General features: G+C 65.0%; 19 protein-coding genes. 15 read left to right on the top strand and 4 right to left on the bottom strand.

Features of this window, described 5'->3' with window-relative positions; translation table 11 throughout:
* Positions 1–204: 204 nt before the first annotated feature.
* The 5 genes from EYS21_RS09985 (at position 205) to EYS21_RS09965 (ending at position 5,723) form a co-directional block, all read left to right on the top strand.
* Positions 205–1,290: a PhoH family protein gene (locus tag EYS21_RS09985; RefSeq protein ID WP_131133053.1), complete on the top strand. Its 1,086-nt coding sequence runs from the start codon at positions 205–207 to the stop codon at positions 1,288–1,290.
* Complete coding sequence (gene ybeY, locus EYS21_RS09980) at positions 1,287–1,760, top strand: rRNA maturation RNase YbeY (protein ID WP_131133052.1); 474 nt, start codon at positions 1,287–1,289, stop codon at positions 1,758–1,760. The genes EYS21_RS09985 and ybeY overlap by 4 nt, the downstream gene beginning before the upstream one ends.
* On the top strand, positions 1,757–3,088 hold the full coding sequence (locus EYS21_RS09975) for a hemolysin family protein (RefSeq protein WP_131133051.1): 1,332 nt from the start codon (positions 1,757–1,759) through the stop codon (positions 3,086–3,088). The genes ybeY and EYS21_RS09975 overlap by 4 nt, the downstream gene beginning before the upstream one ends.
* Positions 3,072–4,046, top strand: coding sequence for a GTPase Era (gene era / locus EYS21_RS09970; RefSeq protein WP_131133050.1), 975 nt, complete (start codon positions 3,072–3,074; stop codon positions 4,044–4,046). The genes EYS21_RS09975 and era overlap by 17 nt, the downstream gene beginning before the upstream one ends.
* A gap of 222 nt (positions 4,047–4,268) precedes the next feature.
* Positions 4,269–5,723 (top strand): LCP family protein, encoded by a 1,455-nt coding sequence (locus EYS21_RS09965; protein ID WP_207307735.1) that lies wholly within the window; start codon positions 4,269–4,271, stop codon positions 5,721–5,723.
* 70 nt (positions 5,724–5,793) lie between these two features.
* Here EYS21_RS09965 and EYS21_RS09960 read toward each other — a convergent pair whose 3' ends face one another.
* Positions 5,794–7,746 carry a M13-type metalloendopeptidase gene (locus tag EYS21_RS09960; RefSeq protein WP_131133048.1) on the bottom strand — a complete coding sequence of 651 codons (1,953 nt, stop codon included), beginning with the start codon at positions 7,744–7,746 and terminating at the stop codon, positions 5,794–5,796.
* 252 nt (positions 7,747–7,998) lie between these two features.
* Between EYS21_RS09960 and leuA the strand changes: the two genes are divergently transcribed.
* The 3 genes from leuA to EYS21_RS09945 all read left to right on the top strand — a co-directional run bounded on the left by leuA (position 7,999) and on the right by EYS21_RS09945 (position 11,407).
* Positions 7,999–9,738, top strand: a complete 1,740-nt coding sequence (gene leuA / locus EYS21_RS09955; RefSeq protein WP_131133047.1) for a 2-isopropylmalate synthase — start codon at positions 7,999–8,001, stop codon at positions 9,736–9,738.
* An 89-nt stretch (positions 9,739–9,827) separates the two neighbouring features.
* Entirely contained in the window at positions 9,828–10,580 is a 753-nt protein-coding gene (recO, locus tag EYS21_RS09950; RefSeq protein ID WP_131133046.1) for a DNA repair protein RecO, read from the top strand.
* A 2-nt stretch (positions 10,581–10,582) separates the two neighbouring features.
* The gene (locus tag EYS21_RS09945) at positions 10,583–11,407 is read left to right on the top strand and encodes an isoprenyl transferase (RefSeq protein ID WP_131133045.1); all 825 of its coding nucleotides are present in this window, start codon (positions 10,583–10,585) and stop codon (positions 11,405–11,407) included.
* On the opposite strand, the gene EYS21_RS09940 is transcribed toward EYS21_RS09945, so the two are convergent.
* A complete protein-coding gene (locus EYS21_RS09940) occupies positions 11,368–12,360 on the bottom strand; it encodes an alpha/beta hydrolase (RefSeq protein WP_131133044.1) in 993 nt (330 codons plus the stop codon). The two genes, EYS21_RS09945 and EYS21_RS09940, sit on opposite strands and share 40 nt — an antisense overlap.
* Before the next feature lie 125 nt (positions 12,361–12,485).
* Between EYS21_RS09940 and EYS21_RS09935 the strand changes: the two genes are divergently transcribed.
* Entirely contained in the window at positions 12,486–13,556 is a 1,071-nt protein-coding gene (locus EYS21_RS09935) for a quinone-dependent dihydroorotate dehydrogenase (RefSeq protein WP_131133043.1), read from the top strand.
* 90 nt (positions 13,557–13,646) lie between these two features.
* Here the strand turns inward: EYS21_RS09935 and EYS21_RS09930 are convergent, their stop codons facing one another.
* A complete protein-coding gene (locus EYS21_RS09930; RefSeq protein ID WP_131133042.1) occupies positions 13,647–14,249 on the bottom strand; it encodes a DUF3043 domain-containing protein in 603 nt (200 codons plus the stop codon).
* A 110-nt stretch (positions 14,250–14,359) separates the two neighbouring features.
* Here EYS21_RS09930 and EYS21_RS09925 point away from each other — a divergent pair, with 110 nt between their 5' ends.
* The 5 genes from EYS21_RS09925 (at position 14,360) to EYS21_RS09905 (ending at position 19,579) form a co-directional block, all read left to right on the top strand.
* The gene (locus EYS21_RS09925) at positions 14,360–15,790 is read left to right on the top strand and encodes a dipeptidase (RefSeq protein ID WP_131133041.1); all 1,431 of its coding nucleotides are present in this window, start codon (positions 14,360–14,362) and stop codon (positions 15,788–15,790) included.
* 206 nt (positions 15,791–15,996) lie between these two features.
* Positions 15,997–16,386, top strand: coding sequence for an iron-sulfur cluster assembly accessory protein (locus tag EYS21_RS09920; RefSeq protein ID WP_066291471.1), 390 nt, complete (start codon positions 15,997–15,999; stop codon positions 16,384–16,386).
* A 184-nt stretch (positions 16,387–16,570) separates the two neighbouring features.
* Complete coding sequence (gene coxB / locus EYS21_RS09915) at positions 16,571–17,443, top strand: cytochrome c oxidase subunit II (protein ID WP_131133040.1); 873 nt, start codon at positions 16,571–16,573, stop codon at positions 17,441–17,443.
* A 10-nt stretch (positions 17,444–17,453) separates the two neighbouring features.
* Positions 17,454–19,181 carry a cytochrome c oxidase subunit I gene (gene ctaD / locus EYS21_RS09910; protein ID WP_131133039.1) on the top strand — a complete coding sequence of 576 codons (1,728 nt, stop codon included), beginning with the start codon at positions 17,454–17,456 and terminating at the stop codon, positions 19,179–19,181.
* Positions 19,178–19,579 carry a cytochrome c oxidase subunit 4 gene (locus EYS21_RS09905; protein WP_131133038.1) on the top strand — a complete coding sequence of 134 codons (402 nt, stop codon included), beginning with the start codon at positions 19,178–19,180 and terminating at the stop codon, positions 19,577–19,579. Before ctaD ends, EYS21_RS09905 begins: the two co-directional genes overlap by 4 nt.
* Before the next feature lie 95 nt (positions 19,580–19,674).
* Here the strand turns inward: EYS21_RS09905 and EYS21_RS09900 are convergent, their stop codons facing one another.
* Positions 19,675–19,968, bottom strand: a complete 294-nt coding sequence (locus EYS21_RS09900) for an HPr family phosphocarrier protein (RefSeq protein WP_131133037.1) — start codon at positions 19,966–19,968, stop codon at positions 19,675–19,677.
* Between the two features lie 173 nt (positions 19,969–20,141).
* On the opposite strand from EYS21_RS09900, the gene EYS21_RS09895 reads away from it, so the two are divergent.
* Complete coding sequence (locus tag EYS21_RS09895) at positions 20,142–20,933, top strand: GntR family transcriptional regulator (protein WP_131133036.1); 792 nt, start codon at positions 20,142–20,144, stop codon at positions 20,931–20,933.
* The last annotated feature ends 85 nt before the right edge of the window (positions 20,934–21,018 follow it).

Genomic DNA, 21,018 nt, shown 5'->3' with positions numbered 1-21,018 from the left:
CTTCCCGCCCCAGGGGACCTTTCCGATACGGCCGGCGGGCCGCGCACAGCCGCTGTGAAGCCCTCCACCCAGCCGCCTCTGGCCCTGCGCTGGCGTAAGATGGTATGAACCCGGGGACCTCCGGCGGGCGTGGCAGCACGCCCCGGCGGTCCACGGAATACCGAATTTGAACTGGAGGGGACCACAGGCCTGCGGGCCAGCACCATGACTGAATCAGCGAACGGAAAGCGCCGGCTGAATACTGAGCGCACCGCAGGAGAATTTCCCCACACCCTTCCCGGCATCCGGACGGAGGTGGTCGTTTTTGACAACTCCGATCAGATGGTCCAGTCGCTCGGCAGCCATGATGAGGCCCTCCGTTTCATCGAGGAGCAGTTCCCGGCCGTCAATTTCCACGTGCGCGGCAATGAACTGTCCATCAGCGGACCTGCCGCCGATGTGCCCAGGATCATGCGGCTGCTGCAGGAGGTCCGCGGCCTGGTCGCCCGCGGCACGGTGATCAGCCCCGCCGTACTGCAGCAACTCGTGGCGCTGCTGCGGAGCCAGTCCTTGCAGAACCCGGTTGATGTCCTGACCCACGACATCCTTTCCAGCCGCGGCAGGACCATCCGGCCCAAAACGCTCAACCAGAAAAACTACGTGGACGCCATCGACGCCAACACGGTGATTTTCGGCATCGGCCCCGCAGGCACCGGCAAGACGTACCTGGCCATGGCCAAGGCGGTACAGGCGCTGCAGCAGAAGGAAGTCAGCCGCATCATCCTGACCCGGCCCGCAGTGGAAGCCGGCGAGCGGCTCGGGTTCCTGCCGGGCACGCTCAGCGACAAGATCGACCCCTACCTCAGGCCCCTCTACGATGCCCTCCACGACATGATGGACCCCGAATCCATCCCGCGGCTCATGGCCGCGGGCACCATTGAAGTGGCTCCGCTTGCGTACATGCGCGGCAGGACGCTCAACGACGCCTTCATCATTCTCGACGAAGCACAGAACACCACGCCGGAACAGATGAAGATGTTCCTTACCAGGCTCGGCTTTGGCTCCAAAATGGTGGTCACCGGCGACGTCACCCAGGTGGACCTCCCGTTCGGCACCCGCTCCGGTCTTCGGATCGTGGCGGAAATCCTGCACGGCATCGAGGACATCAACTTCTCGGTCCTGGACGCCACCGACGTTGTACGCCACCGCCTCGTCGGGGACATCGTCCAGGCCTACAGCGTCTGGGACGACGTCCAGCGGAACAGGGTCAAGCATTCGGTAGGCCGTGAAAAGCAGGGGGAGCGCGCATGAGCATCGAAGTGAACAACGAGTCCGGTGTCCAGGTGGACGAGGCAGAGCTCGTGGCGCTGTCGCGGTATATTTTTGGCCAGCTGTACATCCACCCGCAGGCCGAACTGTCCATTCTCCTGGTGGACGAACCGGCGATGGAGAAGCTCCACATCGAACTGATGGACGAGCCAGGGTCCACGGATGTCCTCTCGGTACCCATGGATGAGCTGACCCCCGGCACGCCGGACCGGCCCACCCCGCAGGGAATGCTGGGCGACATCGCAGTCTGCCCGCAGGTGGCCAAAGTGCAGGCGAAAAACGCGGGGCACTCCCTCCAGGACGAGATGCTCCTCCTGACCACGCACGGAATCCTCCACCTTCTCGGATATGACCACGCCGAACCCGAAGAAAAGGCTGAGATGTTCGGGCTCCAGCGCGAACTGCTGTCCGGCTTCACCGGCAAAGAAGCACCCGCCGAGACAACGAAGTGACCCCCCTGCTCCTTGTTGGCATGGCCCTGGCGTTCCTCAGCATGGCCGCCGTCCTGACCGCGGCCGAGGCCGCCTTCAATTTTCTTCCGCGGCACGACGCCGAAGAAGCTCTCCTCAGGAGCCGCGGTAACGCCATGCGGAGCATCATGGCGCACCCGGTGGCCCACATCCGCGCGCTGAGGTTCTGGCGGATCTGGTTTGAGATGGCATCCGCGGTGGCAGTTGCCGTCCTGCTGCACAGCCTGCTGGACAACGTCTGGCTCGCCGGGCTGGCAGCCACCGGGATCATGGCCCTGCTCGGATTCGTCATCGTCGGTGTCTCGCCGCGCCAACTCGGCCGGCTCCACTCGGCTGCGGTGGTGAGGTTCACGGCGCCCCTCATCCGCTTCCTCACCTGGGTCCTGGGCCCCATCCCTGCGTGGCTGGTGGCGCTGGGCAGTGCCGCCGCACCGGGTGCGCCGGGCGGGGATGAGGCATTCTTCAGTGAACAGGAATTCCGCGAACTTGTGGACCGGGCCAGCGAATCGGACATGATCGAGGACACCGAGGCTGAGATGATCCAGTCCGTCTTCGACTTCGGCGACACTTTGGTGCGGGCCGTCATGGTGCCCCGGACAGACATCCTCAGCATCGACGCCGGATCCAGCCTCAGGCGTGCCATGTCCCTGTTCCTGCGGTCCGGCTATTCCAGGATTCCGGTGATACAGGACAACACGGACCAGATCCTGGGGATCGTCTACCTGAAGGACGTTGCCGCCACGCTCCACGAACTGGGGCCCAACGAGGAGCCGCCGCCCGTCGAATCACTGGCCCGTGAGGTGCGTTACGTTCCGGAGTCCAAGCCGGTCAGCGACCTCCTCCGGGAGCTCCAGAAGGAATCCACGCACGTAGCCATCGTTATTGATGAATACGGCGGCACGGCCGGCCTGGTCACACTGGAGGATCTCATCGAAGAGATCGTCGGCGAGATCGTGGACGAATACGACACGGAGAGCGCCGAGGCCGTAGCGCTGGAGGACGGCTCCTACCGGGTCAGTTCCCGGATGAGCATTGATGACCTTGGCGAACTTTTTGACATCGAACTCGACGACGACGAAGTCGACACCGTGGGAGGGCTGCTGGCAAAGGCCCTTGGCCGGGTACCGATTGTCGGGAGCACCGTGGAGGTGGGTGGCATTGCGCTGCGCGCCGAGCGCCTCGAGGGCCGCCGCAACCGTGTCAGTCACATCGTTGCGGCAGCCGTTCCAAAAGTAGACACTGACCTTGAAGACCTCCTCGACGAGGCGGAAACAACCCAGCAGGGAGTTCCACGTGAGCAAGAAAAATAACCACCCAGGCAACAAGGATGCCGCCAAGGACGACTTCGGCGGCTTCCGCGCCGGCTTTGCCGTGCTGGTGGGACGTCCCAACGCCGGCAAGTCCACCCTGACCAACGCCCTGGTGGGCCAGAAAGTCGCCATCACCTCGGCCAAGCCGCAGACCACCCGCCACACCATCCGCGGGATCGTCCACCGGGACGACGCCCAGCTGATCCTGGTGGACACTCCCGGCCTGCACCGCCCCCGCACACTGCTGGGAAAACGCCTCAACGATCTCGTCGCTGATACCCTCGCTGAGGTTGACGCCATTGGCTTCTGCCTGCCTGCCAACGAGAAAATCGGCCCGGGCGACAAATTTATTGCTGCCCAGCTCGCCGCGATCGGCAACAAGCCGGTCATCGCGATCGTCACGAAGTCCGACACGGTGGACCAGCAAGGCCTCACCGAGCAGCTCCTCGCCGTCGACGCCCTCGGCCGGGAGGTTCTCGGTGAGGACGGCTGGAAGGACATCGTCCCGGTCTCCGCCACCGACGGCTTCCAGGTGGGCGTCGTCGCCGACGTCCTGATCAGCCACATGCCGGCGTCCCCGCCCCTGTACCCGGACGGGCACCTGACGGACGAGCCCGAAGCCGTCATGATCGCCGAACTCATCCGGGAAGCTGCCCTCGAAGGCGTGCGCGACGAACTGCCGCACTCCCTGGCCGTTGTCGTGGACGAAATCGTGCCCCGTGAGGGCCGCCCCGAGGACCGGCCGTTCCTGGATGTCCGGGTAAACCTCTATGTGGAGCGGCCGTCCCAGAAGGCCATCATCATTGGCAAGGGCGGGGCCAGGCTCCGCGAGGTGGGCACGAACGCGCGCAAGGGGATCGAGGCGCTGCTCGGCGCCCGCATCTACCTGGACCTCCACGTGAAGGTGGCCAAGGACTGGCAACGGGACCCCAAACAGCTGGTCAAGCTAGGCTTCTGAGAACGCCCCAGCGGGTGCCCCGGGCCGGGGCACCCGGCTTTTTCCCAGCCTGGACTACTAAAATGGGCCGGATTCAGATTAAAGAGGAAGGTACAACCTGTGGTGCGAGGCCGCGACGAGCGCGAATACGGAGCTGACCCGTCAGCCGGATCAGGACCAGTTTCCCGCCACGCGGAAGATGCCGGGGTTGGTGCAGCCCGCCACTTGGGATCGCAGCGCCGGATGCCGTTGTGGCTGAAGGTGGCCACAGCGGTCGTCACCGTTGTGGTGGTGGGCGGCCTTGCCTTCGCCGGGTACTGGTACTTCCGGCTCCAGTCCAACATCTCCAAGGCGCCGCTGACCGCAGGGGATGGCAACTCCAACCCTGTCAGCGACTCCAACGACAGGATGCAGATCCTGATCCTTGGCTCAGACACCAGGGACGGCAAGAACTCCGAATACGGCGCGGCTGATCTCTCCAGCGGCTACGGGCAGTCTGACGTGATGATGCTGATGGACATTTCAGCCGACAACAAGCGCGTCAATGTCATCAGCTTCCCCCGTGACCTGCTGGTGGATATTCCGCAGTGCAAGGACCAGGAAACAAAGCAGGTCTACCCCGCCCGCAGCGGCGTCATGATCAACGAGGCGATGGCCCAGGCCGGCATAGGGTGCGCGGTGGACACCGTCAACAAACTCACCGGGCTCGAAGTGGACCACTTCATGATGGCCGACTTCAACGCCGTCAAGGAGCTGTCCAATACCGTCGGCGGTGTTGACGTGTGCATCAGCGACGCCGTCTACGATCCTGACTCACGCCTCCGGCTGCCGAAGGGAACGTCTGCCGTGCAGGGCGAAATGGCCCTTGCCTTCCTGCGGACCCGGCACGCTTTCGCAGATGGCGGCGACCTCGGGCGAATCAAGGCCCAGCAGGGCTTCCTCTCCTCCCTGACCCGCAAGATCAAGGACGAAGGCACGCTGTCCGATCCCGGCAAGATGCTGCGGATCGCTGACACCGTTACGCAGAACCTCACCGTTGACGAAGGGCTGGCTTCGGTGCCGTCCCTGCTCACCATCGGGAACCGGCTCAAGGACATCGACATCAGCAAGGTTGCCTTCGTCGCCGTTCCCACCACCCCTGCCGTGCAGGATCCGAACCGGCTGGAAATCGCCGAACCCGCGGGCGCCCAGCTGTTTTCGGCGCTCCGCAAGGACGTGGACCTCACCGACCCCACGGCGCCCACCACGCCGTCGCCCTCTGATACGGCAACCCCTGCCCCCACCGCAACGCCGACCGAAAATGTTCCGCCGGCACCGCCCTATGACAAGGCACTCCAGCCGGTGACGGTGGCGAACGGTACGGGCGTTCCCGGGCGGGCGCAGGAGATCATCCAGGCGCTGGTGTCCGGCGGCTTCACCCAGACCGCCAGGCTGGAAGCCCAGCCCGTGGCCCAGTCCGTGGTCTACTACGGATCCGAGTTCGCGGATGTGGCCGCGGACGTGGCCGCACTTCTGGGAATTCCTGCGGCACAGATCCTGCCCGCCCCGGCCGTGGGCGGCGTCCAGGTTTACCTCGGCACCGACTTCACCAGCGGTGCCACGTACGGAGCCGCCGCCCTCCCCGGGGATATCGTGAACCAGACTGCGGGTGACGCCGTCTGCCAGCAGGCGAACCCGGAGCTCATCGTCGCGGGCTGAACGGGAAACCCGCTTTCAAGCGAAAGGGCGGGCCGGCACGTTCGTGCCGGCCCGCCCTTTCGCCCAGGTTTTACCAGATGCTGACGCGGTCCTCGTGCGGCATCCACATGCCGTCCTGTTCGGTCACGCCGAACGCGTCGTGGAAGGCATCCAGGTTCTTGGCGATCGCATTGGTCCGGAACTCGTTGGGGGAGTGCGGATCCGTGGCCAGCCTCCGGATAGCTTCCTCCGACCTGATGACCTGCCGCCAGCCGGCCGCCCAGGACGCGAAGAAGCGCTGCTGCCCGGTCAGCCCGTCAAGGACTTCCGGTTCCTTGCCGTCGAGGCTGATGAGGTAGGCCTTGTAGCCGATGGTCAGTCCGCCGAGGTCGCCGATGTTTTCGCCCAGCGTCAGGCGGCCGTTGACGTTGTGGTCGGGCGCCGCATAGGGGGACAGGGCGTCGTACTGGGCCACGAGCTTGGCTGTCAGTTGCTCGAATGCCTTCCGGTCTTCTTCGGTCCACCAGTTCCGGAGTGCGCCGCCGCCGTCGAACTGGGACCCCTGGTCGTCAAAACCGTGCCCGATCTCGTGGCCAATGACGGCTCCGATGCCCCCGTAATTGACCGCGTCATCCGCGTCGGCGGTAAAGAACGGCGGCTGCAGGATGGCTGCCGGGAAAACGATCTCATTCAGCATGGGGTGGTAGTAGGCGTTGACCGTCTGCGGGGTCATGAGCCACTTGTTGAGGTCCACGGGCTTGCCTACCTCGTCGAGGTGGCGGTCGACGTCGGCGTTGTGCGCCCGTTCAACGTTCCCCAGGAGGTCCTTGGGGTCGATTTCCACAGCGGAGTAGTCAATCCACTTGTCCGGGTAGCCGATCTTGGCCCGGAATGCGGCCAGCTTCCGCAGGGCTTCGGCCTTGGTGTCCTCGCCCATCCAGTCAAGGCCGGTGATGCTTTGGCGGTACGCCTCGATGAGGTTGGACACCAGGGTCTGCATGCGTGCCTTGTGCGTTTCGGGGAAGTGGCGGGAGACATAGATCTGTCCAACGGCTTCACCGAGGGCCGCTTCGACGACGCCGACTCCCCGCTTCCAGCGGTCCTTGTTCCGCGGTGTGCCGCTGATGGTGGTTCCGTAGAACGCGAAATTTGCGTCCACGAACGCCTGGGACAGGTACGGCGCGGCGGAGCCGATAACGCGCATGGCAAGCCATTCCTGCCATGCCGCCAGCGGTTCGGACTCGAGCAGCCCGGCAGCCCCGACGAAGAAGTCCGGCGTGCTGACCACAATTTCCTGCCGCTTGCCGGCGTCGATGCCTGCGGCGTCGAACCATGTTCCGAGCAGGGGGAACAGTGTGGCTGCTTCGTCGGCGGTCTTGAGGTTGTAGGTCTTTTGCGGGTCCCGCAGGGTGACGTTGTCCCAGTGGTGTGAGGCCAGCCGGGTTTCCAGGCCCACCACGCGGGCCGACGCTTCGTCGGGATTCCCGACGCCGGCGAGGGTAAACATGGCGCGCACGTGGTCCCCGTACGCTGTGACCATCGGAGCGAACTTCTCCTCGCGGTAGTACGACTCGTCCGGCAGTCCGAGGCCGCCCTGACCGGTGTACAGCAGGATGCGGTCCGGGTTCCCGGCGTCGGGGGCGGGGTAGATGTAGAAGAGGCCCGAGACATCGGCCCGGAAGAGCCGTCCGGCCAAGGCCACGAGCTCCGCAGCGGTGCCGGTGGCGAAGACCTCGGCCAGCCGGTCGCGGATGGGGTCCATGCCCCTGGCCTCCACTGTGGCCTCGTCCATGAAGCTGTTGTAGAGGTCGCCGACCTTCCGCTCGATGCCGCTGGCTGTTTCGCCCTTGCCGGCAGCCTCCTCGATGATGTCGCGGACTGCGATTTCCGCTCCGTCCCGCAGCGCGGTGAAGGTTCCCTCGAGCGGGCGGTCATCCGGAATTTCGGTGGCCTTGAGCCAGGACCCGTTCACGTGCTGGTACAGGTCATCTTGCGGCCGGACGCTGTGGTCAATATTGGACAGATCGATCCCCGAGATGGGCACGTAAGCTCCTTCGTGTGACGGTCCGCTTCGGTGCCGGCACCGGCGCGGGGTCTGCATGCTGGACGACAAGGACGGTGGTGCCCTCTCATCTTACGCACGCGTGCTACCCTCAAATGGTGCGTGCAGAGCTCCTCCTTCTTAGCTGCCGCGGCGAGGCCTCAGACGCGATCTAGCGCAAGGCCACCCTCGTCGCGGAGTTTGTGTTGCCCGGCCACCTTTCAGATAAGAACCACAGAAAAGGCCCCGATAGTAATGCGAAACGCACAGAAGCCCTCAGGAATGCCCGCCCACCGGTACCGCCCGTTCCACGAGCAGATCACGGTTGAGCTGCCGGACCGCACCTGGCCGGACAAGATCATCACCAAGGCCCCGCGGTGGTGCGCCGTGGACCTGCGCGACGGCAACCAGGCCCTGATTGACCCGATGAGCCCCGCCCGCAAAATGAAGATGTTCGACCTGCTGGTCCGCATGGGCTACAAGGAGATCGAGGTCGGGTTCCCCTCTGCTTCCCAGACTGACTTCGACTTCGTCCGCCAGCTGATCGAGGGCAACCACATCCCGGACGACGTCACCATCCAGGTGCTGACGCAGGCCCGCGAACACCTGATCGAGCGGACCTACGAGTCCCTGGTCGGCGCCAAGCAGGCCATCGTTCACCTGTACAACTCCACGTCCGTCCTGCAGCGCCGCGTGGTGTTCAACCAGGACGAAGACGGAATCCTGGACATCGCACTCCAGGGCGCCCGGTTGTGCAAGAAGTACGAGGAAACCCTCGTCGACACGCACGTCACGTACGAATACTCCCCGGAGTCCTTCACCGGAACCGAACTGGAGTACGCGGTCCGCGTGTGCAACGCCGTCGCCGACGTCTTCGAAGCCTCCGCTGACAGCCAGGTCATCATCAACCTGCCTGCCACTGTGGAAATGGCTACCCCGAACGTCTACGCCGATTCCATTGAGTGGATGAGCCGGCACCTGCACCCCCGTGAAGGCATCATCCTCTCCCTGCACCCGCACAACGACCGCGGCACCGGTGTCGCGGCGGCCGAGCTGGGCTACATGGCCGGCGCCGACAGGATCGAAGGCTGTCTCTTCGGCAACGGCGAGCGGACCGGAAACGTTGACCTGGTGACCCTGGGCCTGAACCTCTTCGTCCAGGGCATCGACCCCATGATCGACTTCTCCGATATCGACGACGTCCGCCGCACGGTTGAATACTGCAACCAGCTGCCCGTGGCAGAGCGTTCCCCGTACGGCGGGGACCTGGTGTTCACGGCCTTCTCCGGCTCGCACCAGGACGCCATCAAAAAGGGTTTCGAGGCGCTGGAGCGTGACGCCGCCGCCGCCGGCAAGGACGTCGCCGACTTCACCTGGCAGGTCCCGTACCTGCCCGTGGATCCCAAGGATCTGGGCCGCAGCTACGAAGCCGTCATCAGGGTCAACTCGCAGTCCGGCAAGGGCGGCGTGGCCTACCTGCTCAAGAACGAGCACAGCCTGGACCTGCCGCGCCGCGCCCAGATCGAATTCTCCGGTGTGATCCAGAAGCGCACCGACACCGTGGGCGGCGAAGTCAGCGGATCCCAGCTCTGGCAGGTTTTCCAGGACGAGTACCTGCCCGCGGGCGAGTCCGAAGGCCAGTGGGGCCGGTATTCCCTGGGAACCGTCCGCACCGAAACGGACGAGAACGGCGGCATGACGCTGCACGCATCCCTCGGCATCGACGGCAGCCAGGTGAACCGGACCGGAACCGGTAACGGTCCGATCGCGGCACTGCTGGACATCCTCGGCCAGGACGGCGTGGACGTCAGGGTCCTGGACTACAGCGAGCACGCCCTCTCCGAAGGCGGCAACGCCATGGCCGCGGCCTACGTCGAATGCGCCGTCGGGGAACGTGTGCTGTGGGGCGTCGGCATCGATGCCAACACCAGCATGTCCTCGCTGAAGGCAGTCATCTCCGCCGTCAACCGCGCCATCAGGGATGCCCGCGCCTGACCCGGACGCGTTGCGCGCCGGCACCCCCGGCGCGCAACGCCTGCCCGTCCCAATGGGCGGCATTCCGCCAGACAATGGGAAGATTAAGCGTGGTCCAACAATCCTTCGCTGCCCGGTCCTACCGGGATGACGCCGTGGTGCTCCGCACGCATAAGCTTGGCGAGGCTGACCGCATCATCACGCTGCTGACCAAGCACCACGGGCAGGTCCGGGCCGTGGCCAAGGGCGTGCGCCGGACCAGCAGCCGTTTTGGTGCCCGGCTCGAACCGTTCATGGTGGCCGATCTCCAGCTCGTGTCAGGCCGGACCCTGGACATCGTCACCCAGGCGGTCGCCAAGGGGGCGTATGGCGGAAATATTGCTGCCGACTACGGCCGCTACACCGTGGCCGCAGCCATGACTGAAACCGCGGAAAAACTCACCGATGTCGACGGCGAAGCCGGGACCGCCCAGTACAACCTTCTCGTTGGCGCCCTGGCGTCGCTGAGCCGGGATGAGCATTCCGCCGGCCTGATCCTCGATTCCTACCTGCTCAGGGCGCTGGCCACCGGCGGCTGGGCGCCCAGCTTCACGGACTGTGCCCGCTGCAGCAGGCCCGGACCGCACACGGCATTCTCGGCACCCCTGGGCGGGATGGTCTGCAACGACTGCCGCCCGCCGGGTTCTCCCGCGCCGGCAGCGGAAACAGTTGTCCTGCTCAGTGCCCTGCTGACCGGGGACTGGCCGACGGCGGACGGATCGTTGCCGGTCCACCGCCGGGAAGCTGCCGGACTGGTGGCTGCCTACCTGCAATGGCACCTGGAACGTGTCGTGAAATCACTCAAACATGTGGAGCGTACCTGACTGTGGCCTTGGGAAAAAAGAACAGCCCGCCCCGAAAGCGGACCGCCCCGGTGGAGGCGCCGTACCCGCACCCGTCCGGTGCCGTGGCGCCGTCCATTCCCGCCGAATTCATTCCCCGGCATGTAGCCATCGTGATGGACGGCAACGGCCGCTGGGCCAACCAGCGGGGACTGCCCAGGATTGAGGGGCACAAGGCCGGCGAGCCGGCACTGCTGGACGTTATGGCCGGCGCCATCGAACTGGGCATCGAGTACGTCAGCGTTTACGCATTCTCCACCGAGAACTGGCGCCGCTCACCCGAAGAGGTCCGGTTCCTGATGGGATTTAACAAGGACGTGCTACGACGGCAGCGGAACCAGTTGGACGCCTGGGGTGTGCGGGTCCGCTGGTCGGGCCGCCGGCCCAAGCTGTGGGGCTCGGTCATCCGCGAACTGGAGGAAGCCGAGGAGTACACGGCGGGCAACAGTACGTGCACGTTGAACATGTGTGTTAACTACGGCGGCCGCGCCGAGATCACGGACGCCGTGTCCTCGATCGCCGCTGAGGTGGCCGCCGGCCGGCTTAGGCCCGGGGCCATCACGGAGAAGACCATCCAGAAGTACCTGGACGAGCCTGACCTGCCGGACGTGGACCTGTTCCTGCGGAGTTCGGGGGAGCAGCGGCTGTCCAACTTCCTGCTGTGGCAGTCGGCCTATGCCGAGTTTGTCTTTATGGACACGCTGTGGCCGGACGTTGACCGGCGGACCCTGTGGGACGCCGTCGAAATCTACGCCCAGCGGGACCGGCGTTACGGCGGCGCGGTCGATGCGGCGTCGCCCTCGGCGTAGCCGCGCAACCAGCGGGCCAGGCGTGCGTAGGCATCAGCACGCACCTTGGGCGGTGAAAGAAAGACGTCGTGAAGTGCTCCGTCGATACGCTCCACCGTCACGGTGCGCCCCAGCGTCAAGGCACGGAGGGCGATGATGTTCACGTCGAGCACGGCGTCTGTCCGCCGCATCTCCTCCGTCCAGAATGGCCCATTCGCACTGCCTTGGGAGAGCAGGACGAGGATGGGGATCTCGATTCGCAGTCCGCGCGCCACCTTCGCGTGGCCGGCCAGGATGGCGCTCAGCCAGCCGGCACGCAGCGGGAAGGCCATGGGCGGCCGGTAACGGTCGTCCAGGGCCCACTCGCCTTCAGCCGAGCTGCTGATGGTCCGCCAGTAGAAGCCCCGCTCCGGCAATCGCAGGATGGCCTCGGGCCGGAACCGCGCCACCGGCGCCACCATGGTTGACGCGGCCCGGCGCACCAGGGAATTGCCGTGCATTTCCAGCCAAGGGCTGTTCAGGACCAGCTGCGAGGCCGCTCCCGGGTGGTTGGCCACCCACAGCGCTGCGACCAGGCCGCCGGTGGAGTGCCCCATCAGCGTGAGTTCCGGCTGCGGTCCGCCGCTGCCGATGACACCTATTGCCTTGCTGATCTCGGCGTCGTAGTCCGCCAGGTCCCCGACGTAGCCGCCGGGCGCGTCCGGGCGAAGGCTCCGTCCGTGGTTGTGCATGTCCAGGGCGTGGAACTCGTAGCCTCGCAGTGCCCAGAACCGGGCGAGGTCCACGTTGAAGAAGTAGTCACTCCAGCCGTGCAGGAAGAGCACAGCACGACGGCGGCCGGAAGCCTTGGTATCCGGACCAGCGGCTGGGCGGTACCTGACGAGGGTCGCGGTCCGCGCCACGCCGTCATCACCGGCCGCCTCGAAGCTGCAGGCCTCGAAGCCGTCACCAAGGATGTCGGGGTGCCAGTCCATGAATGAATGCTAGCCCGCGTTCCTACCCATAAGTAACTGCATCCCCGTCGGTTCGAACAAGTAGGTTCTGGCGGATGTTGCCGTTCCGGTTTGGTCTGCGCCGCCCCAGACGGAAAACTAGAGGCATGCGCGTATATCCCACTTTCTTTAAGCTGGCCTTTTCATGGATGGACGCCGAACGCGCCCACAAAATCGGATTCAAGGGCATCAGGCTTGCGCATTCCTCCGGTGCCGGCAGGATCCTGCAGAAGTTCACCGCCCCGTCGCCGTCGCTGCAGACCAATGCCTTCGGGCTGACCTTCCCCTCGCCTTTCGGCCTGGCAGCGGGTTTTGACAAGGAAGGCCACGGCATCGAGGCGCTCACGGAGCTTGGCTTCGGCCACGTGGAAGTGGGGACCATTACGGGCCAGGCCCAGCCGGGCAACCCCAAGCCCCGCCTTTTCAGGCTGGTCGAGGACCGGGCGGTCATCAACCGGATGGGCTTCAACAACGACGGCGCCGCCACCGTTGAGCCGCGGCTGAAGGCGGCACGTGCCGCGCTGCAGCGCCGGCACCCCGGCGTCCGCCCCGTCATCGGCGTCAACATCGGCAAAAGTAAAGTCGTGGAGCTGGAGGACGCCGTGGCGGATTACCTCGTCAGCGCCCGCAGCCTCGCTCCCGCCGCGGACTACCTGGTGGTCAATGTCAGTTCGCCCAACACCCCCGGCCTGCGGTTGCTGCAGGACGTCGAGAGCCTCCGCCCGCTGCTGGCAGCTGTGGGGGAGGAAGCCGACCGGGCGGCGGGCCGGCACGTTCCCCTGCTGGTCAAGATCGCCCCGGACCTCAGCGACGAGGATATCGACGACGTCGCACGCCTGGCGCTGGACCTGGGGCTGGACGGCATCATTGCCACCAACACCACCATCGGGCGCTCCGGCCTCAGCTCGGCACCCGAAAGCATTGAAAAGGCTGGCGCCGGCGGTCTGTCCGGCGCGCCGCTGAAGCAGCGTTCACTGGAAGTCCTGCGCCGGCTGAGGGCCGCCACCGGGGGAGCGCTCACGCTGGTGGCCGTCGGCGGTGTCGAGAACGCCCGGGACGTCCAGGACCGTCTGGATGCCGGGGCCACCCTGGTCCAGGGCTACACGGCCTTCCTCTACGAGGGGCCCTTCTGGGCGGCGCGGATCAACCGGCAGCTGGCGAAGAACCGCCGGGCCTGACAGTCCGCGAAGACAGAAAACCCCGGCGGGTGAACCCGCCGGGGTTTTCTGTAGCTGGGGGCCGTGATGCGGATGCACCGGCCGGAATGTTCAGGAGGGGTATTCGCCGCGTTTGACAAGCGGCTTCGGCAGCCGCAGTTTGCGGAACTGCAGCGACCGCATGGAGCCGTACCAGACAACACCACGCTCCACCTCGCCGAACTTCGCGGACAGCCGCTTACGGAGCTGGCGGGACAGGATGAAGACGTCGACAAAAACGGCCAGGAACATCACCCAGAAACCGCCCAGGACATAAATCATCTGTTCGCTGGTGGACGGCACCACAAGCGAAATGATGACAAATACCAGCGCGCCGAACATCAGGTATTCGCCCAGGCTGAAACGGGCGTCGACGTAGTCACGGGCAAAGCGCTTCTGCGGGCCCTTGTCGCGCAGCGGCAGGAATTTCTCGTCCCCGGTATCGAGGGCCTGCCGCATTTTCGTGCGCTGGTCCTGGATTGCCTGCCGTTCAGCCGCCTTTGAAGCCTTGCGATCCTCCGGCACCAGCGGGCGTCGGCGGGCGGCCTCCTGCGCTTTGCGCGTAGGGGTGGGCACACCCTTGCCTGCTGCGGCGTCCTGCCGGGCGGCTGCTTCCGCGGCCTGCTGGTCTATGGTTTCCTGCGCCGAGGGCGCTTCCTTTTTACGTCCGAACACCCCAACAGAATACCCTGCGGCGGGGCGCCTCCGGCCCCGTGACGAACGGAGTCCGGGCGCCCTGTTGTGGTGCAGCCCACGCCGGTCTCCGGCGCAGGTAGTGTTTTGCCATGACTTCTCCTACAGCGGCAACCCCGCACAACTCCGGCAGTCCTGCAGGCGCCATCAATGCCGATGAACTCCGGCGTTCCATCGACCGTGCCTTTGGTGCCACGGTGGCCCACCTCAAGGATCTGGTGTCCATCCCGGGCATCGCCTGGCCAAGCTTCAACCCTGAACACCTGGACCGCAGCGCACAGGCCGTGGCCGAACTCCTGCGGAGTACGGGCGTGGACGATGTCCGGATCCTGCGGTGCGACAAAGAGGACGGCACACCGGGCGGACCCGCCGTCGTGGCCCGGCGCACGGCCTCGGCAGGCAAGCCGACCATCCTCCTCTACGCCCACCACGACGTACAGCCGCCGGGAGACCCGGCCCTGTGGGACACGGAGCCTTTTACCGCCGTCGAAAAGGACGGAAGGCTCTACGGCCGCGGCGCTGCCGACGACAAAGCAGGAATCATGGCCCACGTGGCCGCCTTCTCAGCCGTCTCCGAAGTCCTCGCCGACAGTTTCGGCCTGGGCGTCACCTTCTTCTTCGAAGGGGAGGAGGAAGCCGGATCACCCACCTTCCGGTCCTTCCTGGAAGCCCACCGTGAGCTGCTCCGCGCCGACGTGATCGTGGTGGCGGACTCAAGCAACTGGAAAGTCGGCATACCCGCACTGACCACCAGCCTGCGCGGACTGGTGGACGGCACCATCGAGGTGCAGGTGCTCGAGCACGCTGTGCACTCCGGGATGTTCGGCGGTCCCGTGCTGGACGCCCCGACATTGCTGGCCCGCCTGATCGCCACCCTGCACGACGCCGAAGGCAACGTCGCCGTCCCGGGCCTGGTGTCACGCGACGACGTGGCCGTGGACCTCACCGAGGCCGAATACAGGGCGGATGCCTCCGTGCTTCACGGCGTCCGGCTGGCGGGTTCCGGCACCATCGCTTCGCGGCTCTGGACCAAGCCTGCCCTGTCGATTATCGGCTTCGACGCTCCCGCCGTGGACATGGCGTCGAACACGCTGCTGCCGCGGGCCCGGGCCAAATTCAGCCTGCGGCTCGCACCCGGCCAGGTTCCCGCCGAAGCGATGGACGCCGTACGGCGGCATGTGGAGGCCAATGCGCCGTTCGGGGCGAAGGTGATGTTCACCCCGGGGGAGAGCGGCAGTTCCTTCCTGACCGACACCTCATCCAAGGCCGCATCCCTGGCGCTCTGGGCGCTGGGGGAAGCCTGGGGCGTGCCCGCGGTGGAAATGGGGATCGGCGGTTCCATTCCGTTCATCGCAGACCTGACAGAGTTGTACCCGGACGTGCAGATCCTCGTCACCGGCGTCGAGGACCCCGATTCCCGCGCGCACAGTGCCAACGAATCCCTTCATCTTGAGGATTTCAGGAACGCCATCGTGGCCGAGGCGCTGCTCCTTGCCCGGCTGAATGCGGACGGGCTGGACTGAACGTTCGACGGCGGCAGCGGACAACAGTGCCGCCGTCAAGGTTGCGGGACGCACCCAGGGAACAACCAACCGGCTTCCATGGTTACGTCAGGAGTTAGAGCTACACGTCTGACCGACGTAGCATGTAGCTATAGCCCATACCGTTTCCGTAGGGGCAGGCGCCGCTGATGCGGGGCCGCCAGGGACCGTCCTAAGAAGGTAGGCCAATGAGCACTGCAACCAATGAGAACAGCACCGAAACCACCAGCGCTGCCAGCGATGAACTGGCCGCCCACGAGGTCAAGCTGACTGACGTGGCCGCAGGCAAGGTACGCAGCCTGCTCGAGCAGGAGGGCCGGACCGATCTGCGCCTCCGCGTCGCTGTCCAGCCAGGCGGCTGCTCGGGCCTGATCTACCAGCTCTACTTCGATGAGCGCCTGCTCGACGGCGACGCCGTCCGTGACTACGACGGCGTTGAAGTTGTTGTGGACAAGATGAGCGTGCCTTACCTCAGTGGCGCAAGCATCGACTTCGAGGACACCATTTCGAAGCAGGGCTTCACGATCGACAACCCCAACGCCGGCGGCTCGTGCGCCTGCGGGGATTCGTTCCACTGACCCGGACTTTTCGCCCGATGGCGGCACCTTGTGCGGCCGTGCCCGAAACGGCACGGCCGCACTGTGCCGACATGTGGGCGAAACGCCCGGCGGAGCGGTAAGCTCTACACCGAGTAGTAAAACTTTTAGTGTGCCCGGGCAGCCAACGTTGCCGGGCAACAGCAACAAGTAGGAAGGGCCGTCTGTGAGTTCGCAGAACCGAACCGGCAGCCGACGCAAAACGATCACTTCGATCTCAGGCTTGGCACTTGCCGGCGCGTTGGTTTTGACTGGATGTTCGCCAGAGGTAGAGAAGGGGTGGCTGCCCACCGAGCGTGGCACCACCAATCACACTGACCGGATCATGGACCTCTGGGTCAACTCATGGATCGCCGCACTTGTTGTGGGCATCATCACTTGGGGATTGATCGTCTGGTGCCTGGTTGCCTACCGCCGCCGCAAGGGGACCAAGGGCTTCCCCAAGCAGATCAGCTTCAACCTGCCGCTCGAGGTCTTCTACCTGACCATCCCGCTGTTCATGGTCCTGGTGTTCTTTTACTTCACCGACCGCGACCAGCAGGCCATTGATGACCGCTCACAGCCCGCCGACGTCGTTGTGGACGTCCGCGGCAAGCAGTGGGCCTGGGACTTCAACTACAAGTCCGGCAACGTCGTCGAAGAGGACGTCCACGAAGCCGGCGTCCAGGCGCACCTCACCGGCGACACCATCGACAAAGAGAAGCTCCCCACGCTGTACCTGCCGGTTGGCAAGTCCGTGGACCTGGAACTGAACTCCCGCGATGTCATTCACTCGTTCTGGGTTCCCGCCTTCCTGCAGAAGCGCGACATGATCCCGGGCAAGACCAACTACATCAGGTTCACCCCCACCAAAGAGGGCACCTACGACGGCAAGTGCGCCGAACTCTGTGGCGAGTACCACTCCGAAATGCTGTTCCGCGTCAAAGTGGTGTCCGAGGCTGAATTCGCGGCCCACCTGGACGAACTGCGCGACTCAGGCAACACGGGTCTCCTCGGCGAAGAGTACGACCGCAACCCGAACCTGAACGAAATTAAGTAAGGGGAGCGACGTGGCTACGTACACTCAATCCGCACCCACCGGAGTCCTCACCGCTCCCGTGGTTCCCAAATCCAAGGGACGCATCGTCGTCAACTGGATCACCTCCACCGACCACAAGACCATCGGGTACATGTACCTGATCGCCTCCTTTGTGTTCTTCTGCTTCGGCGGCGTCATGGCACTGCTGATCCGTGCCGAGCTGTTCGAGCCGGGCATGCAGATCCTGCAGACCAAGGAGCAGTACAACCAGCTCTTCACGATGCACGGCACCGTGATGCTGCTGATGTTCGCCACCCCGCTGTTTGCAGGGTTCGCGAACGTGATCATGCCGCTGCAGATCGGCGCGCCCGACGTCGCGTTCCCGCGACTGAACGCACTGGCCTTCTGGTTCTTCCTCTTTGGTTCCACCATCGCGGTCTCCGGCTTCATCACCCCGCAGGGTGCTGCTTCCTTCGGCTGGTTCGCGTACGCACCACTGTCGAACACCACGTTCAGCCCCGGCATCGGCGGTGACCTGTGGGTCTTCGGCCTGGCGCTGTCCGGTTTCGGCACCATCCTCGGTGCGGTCAACTTCATCACCACCATCATCTGCATGCGCGCCCCGGGCATGACCATGTGGAGGATGCCGATCTTCACCTGGAACACCCTGGTCACAGCCATCCTGGTCCTCATGGCCTTCCCGCCGCTGGCTGCCGCCCTGTTCGCCCTGGGTGCAGACCGCCGCTTCGGCGCGCACATCTTCGACCCGGAGAACGGCGGTGCGGTCCTGTGGCAGCACCTGTTCTGGTTCTTCGGCCACCCCGAGGTCTATATCATCGCCCTGCCGTTCTTCGGCATCGTCTCGGAGATCTTCCCGGTCTTCAGCCGCAAACCGATCTTCGGCTACAAGGGCCTGGTCTACGCCACCATCGCCATCGCAGCCCTGTCCGTGACGGTGTGGGCGCACCACATGTACGTCACCGGTTCGGTGCTGCTGCCGTTCTTCGCCTTCATGACCATGCTCATCGCGGTTCCCACCGGTGTGAAGTTCTTCAACTGGATCGGCACCATGTGGCGGGGCTCGATCACGTTCGAGACGCCGATGCTCTGGAGCATTGGCTTCCTGATCACCTTCCTCTTCGGCGGCCTGACCGGCATCATCCTGGCGTCGCCGCCGCTGGACTTCCACGTCTCAGACTCCTACTTCGTGGTGGCGCACTTCCACTACGTGGTGTTCGGCACCGTGGTCTTCGCGATGTTCGCCGGATTCTACTTCTGGTGGCCCAAGTGGACCGGCAAGATGCTCAACGAGCGTCTCGGAAAGATCCACTTCTGGCTCCTGTTCCTCGGCTTCCACGGGACGTTCCTGATCCAGCACTGGCTGGGCGTCGAGGGTATGCCCCGCCGCTACGCCGACTACCTGGTGGAAGACAACTTCACCTGGATGAACCAGTTCTCCACCATCGCCTCCTTCGTCCTGGGCGCATCGCTGATCCCGTTCTTCTGGAATGTGTACATCACCTGGCGCAGCTCAGAGCGTGTCGAGGTCGATGACCCCTGGGGCTTCGGAGCCTCGCTCGAATGGGCCACGTCCTGCCCGCCGCCGCGCCACAACTTCACCTCGCTGCCGCGGATCCGCTCGGAACGTCCCGCACTGGACCTGCACCACCCCGAACTGGCGCAGATCCACACCGTCGAGTCCCCGTCTGCAGCCGCAGCGGTGCTCGGTAACGCCGACCAGAAGGACACCGCCAAGTGAAGATCGAATCATGGATTTTTGGAGCCGGAGTCTTCTTCTTCGTACCGGTCTCCCTGGTTTACGGGTTCCTGACCAACTGGCATGAATGGGTTGGCACGCTGGGTATTCTCCTGGTGGGCGGCCTGGCCGGAATGATCGGCGGCTACCTGGGCTTCACCGGCAAGCGCGTCGGCATGCGCCCCGAGGACCGCAACGACGCCGAGATCCACGAAGGTGCCGGCGAGCAGGGCCACTTCAGCCCCTGGAGCTGGTGGCCCCTGGTACTCGGCCTCGCCTGCGCAGGCGGATTCCTGGGCCTGGCTATTGGTTTCTGGATCACGTTCATCGCAGCCGGCCTCGCCGTCGTAGCGCTGGTTGGCTGGGTCTACGAATACAGCCGCGGGGATCACGCCCACTAGGCATCCTGGGCTGATTCCAGCAAGGCATAACGACGTCGGGCCCCACCGAAAGGTGGGGCCCGACGTCGTAATTGGTTTAGCACGCTTGGTACGCCCTACCGGGCCCCCTGGGACTCCAAAAGCATCGCCAGTGACCGGAGGGCCGCCTCTGCGGCCTGGAGCCTCTGGGGCGCCTCCACAGCCGTATCGCTGACGCTGAGCTCGACTTCGCAGCCATGATGGAAGTCAGCGGTCATCACCTCCAGTAACGACCTGGCGTCCACTCCCTGGAAGCCGGCTTTGCTGATGGTCACGGGCAGTCCGGTATCAGTAACCGCCCTGACGAACACCGCTGCGGGCCGGGCATGCAGGCCGATGGACGCCGATACCACTGCCTTGTGAACTGGCAACGCAACTCCTTTTCCCGGACGGCCCCCTCCGCCAGACGATAAATTTCCTGTCCAATATAGCCGCCGGGATGCGGGTCCGCCCAAACGGCGGCAGCAACGCAACGTGCCGGTCTAGACCTGCTGGCCGTTGACTTAAGATTGAAGGGTGAATACACCAGCAGGGACCGGGCATCGTGGCCGCTAACGCGGCCGGAGTTGCCGGTGAAATTGATCGAAGCAGCGGGACCGCGATCTACATCCAGCTCCGTGAGATTCTGCGGCAATACATCGCGGAGTCCTGCCCGCCAGGGTCTGCACTGCCTTCGGAGCGGGACCTCGCCGAACGCTTCGGCCTCGCCAGGATGACCGTCCGCCAGGCCATTGACGCACTGGTGGGCGAAGAGGTCATCGAACGCGTCGTGGGGCTGGGCACGTTCGTTCGGAAGCCCAAGCTGGACCTGCAGGTCAAGCTCACCTCCTACAGCGAAGAGATGCAGCGCCGCGGAATGGTGCCCGCCGCCAAGGTCCTGAGTTTCGAGCAGATTGCTGCCAGTGCTTTCCTGGCACGAGAACTCCAGCTCGACGAAGGCACGCCCCTGGTCCGCTTCCGCCGGCTCTTGCTGGCGGACGGTGAGCCAATGAGCGTTGATGAGAACTTCATCCCGGCCCACCGAGTTCCTGGCCTGTTGGATGGCGAGCCCCCCACGTCGCTGTACAACGTCCTGAGCGAGCAGTTCGGGCTGGTCATGGAATGGGGCGAGGACATGATCGAAGCTACCGCCGCGTCGCCCTCCACGGCCCGGCTGCTGAACGTGGACGTGGGTGCACCGCTGCTCAAGATCCAGCGTCATGCCTTCGTGGCACGGGCCATGGTGGACTACTCGGTTTCGTACTACCGGGCCGACCGCTACAAGCTTTGGGTGCCGCTGCAGCGCCCCGGGGCCAGGCCGGCGCGGCACCACGGGTCCGGCTACCGCAACACCTGACCCGGGCTTCGCCAGGCACCGCACAACACGAAAGGCCCGGTCCAATCGGACCGGGCCTTTCGCGTTGGGTGCAGAACAGGTTGCC

Source organism: Arthrobacter sp. S39, assembly GCF_004320525.1.
In the GTDB taxonomy this organism is placed as follows: domain Bacteria; phylum Actinomycetota; class Actinomycetes; order Actinomycetales; family Micrococcaceae; genus Arthrobacter.
This window is presented reverse-complemented; position numbering and strand designations above follow the sequence as displayed.

Coding starts and splice junctions, on each gene's coding strand:
- EYS21_RS09965 (WP_207307735.1), top strand. CDS start 4,269: ATGCCGTTGTGGCTGAAGGTGGCCACAGCGGTCGTCACCGTTGTGGTG.
- ybeY (WP_131133052.1), top strand. CDS start 1,287: ATGAGCATCGAAGTGAACAACGAGTCCGGTGTCCAGGTGGACGAGGCA.
- EYS21_RS09925 (WP_131133041.1), top strand. CDS start 14,360: ATGACTTCTCCTACAGCGGCAACCCCGCACAACTCCGGCAGTCCTGCA.
- leuA (WP_131133047.1), top strand. CDS start 7,999: ATGCGAAACGCACAGAAGCCCTCAGGAATGCCCGCCCACCGGTACCGC.
- EYS21_RS09920 (WP_066291471.1), top strand. CDS start 15,997: ATGAGCACTGCAACCAATGAGAACAGCACCGAAACCACCAGCGCTGCC.
- EYS21_RS09985 (WP_131133053.1), top strand. CDS start 205: ATGACTGAATCAGCGAACGGAAAGCGCCGGCTGAATACTGAGCGCACC.
- EYS21_RS09940 (WP_131133044.1), bottom strand. CDS start 12,360: ATGGACTGGCACCCCGACATCCTTGGTGACGGCTTCGAGGCCTGCAGC.
- EYS21_RS09935 (WP_131133043.1), top strand. CDS start 12,486: ATGCGCGTATATCCCACTTTCTTTAAGCTGGCCTTTTCATGGATGGAC.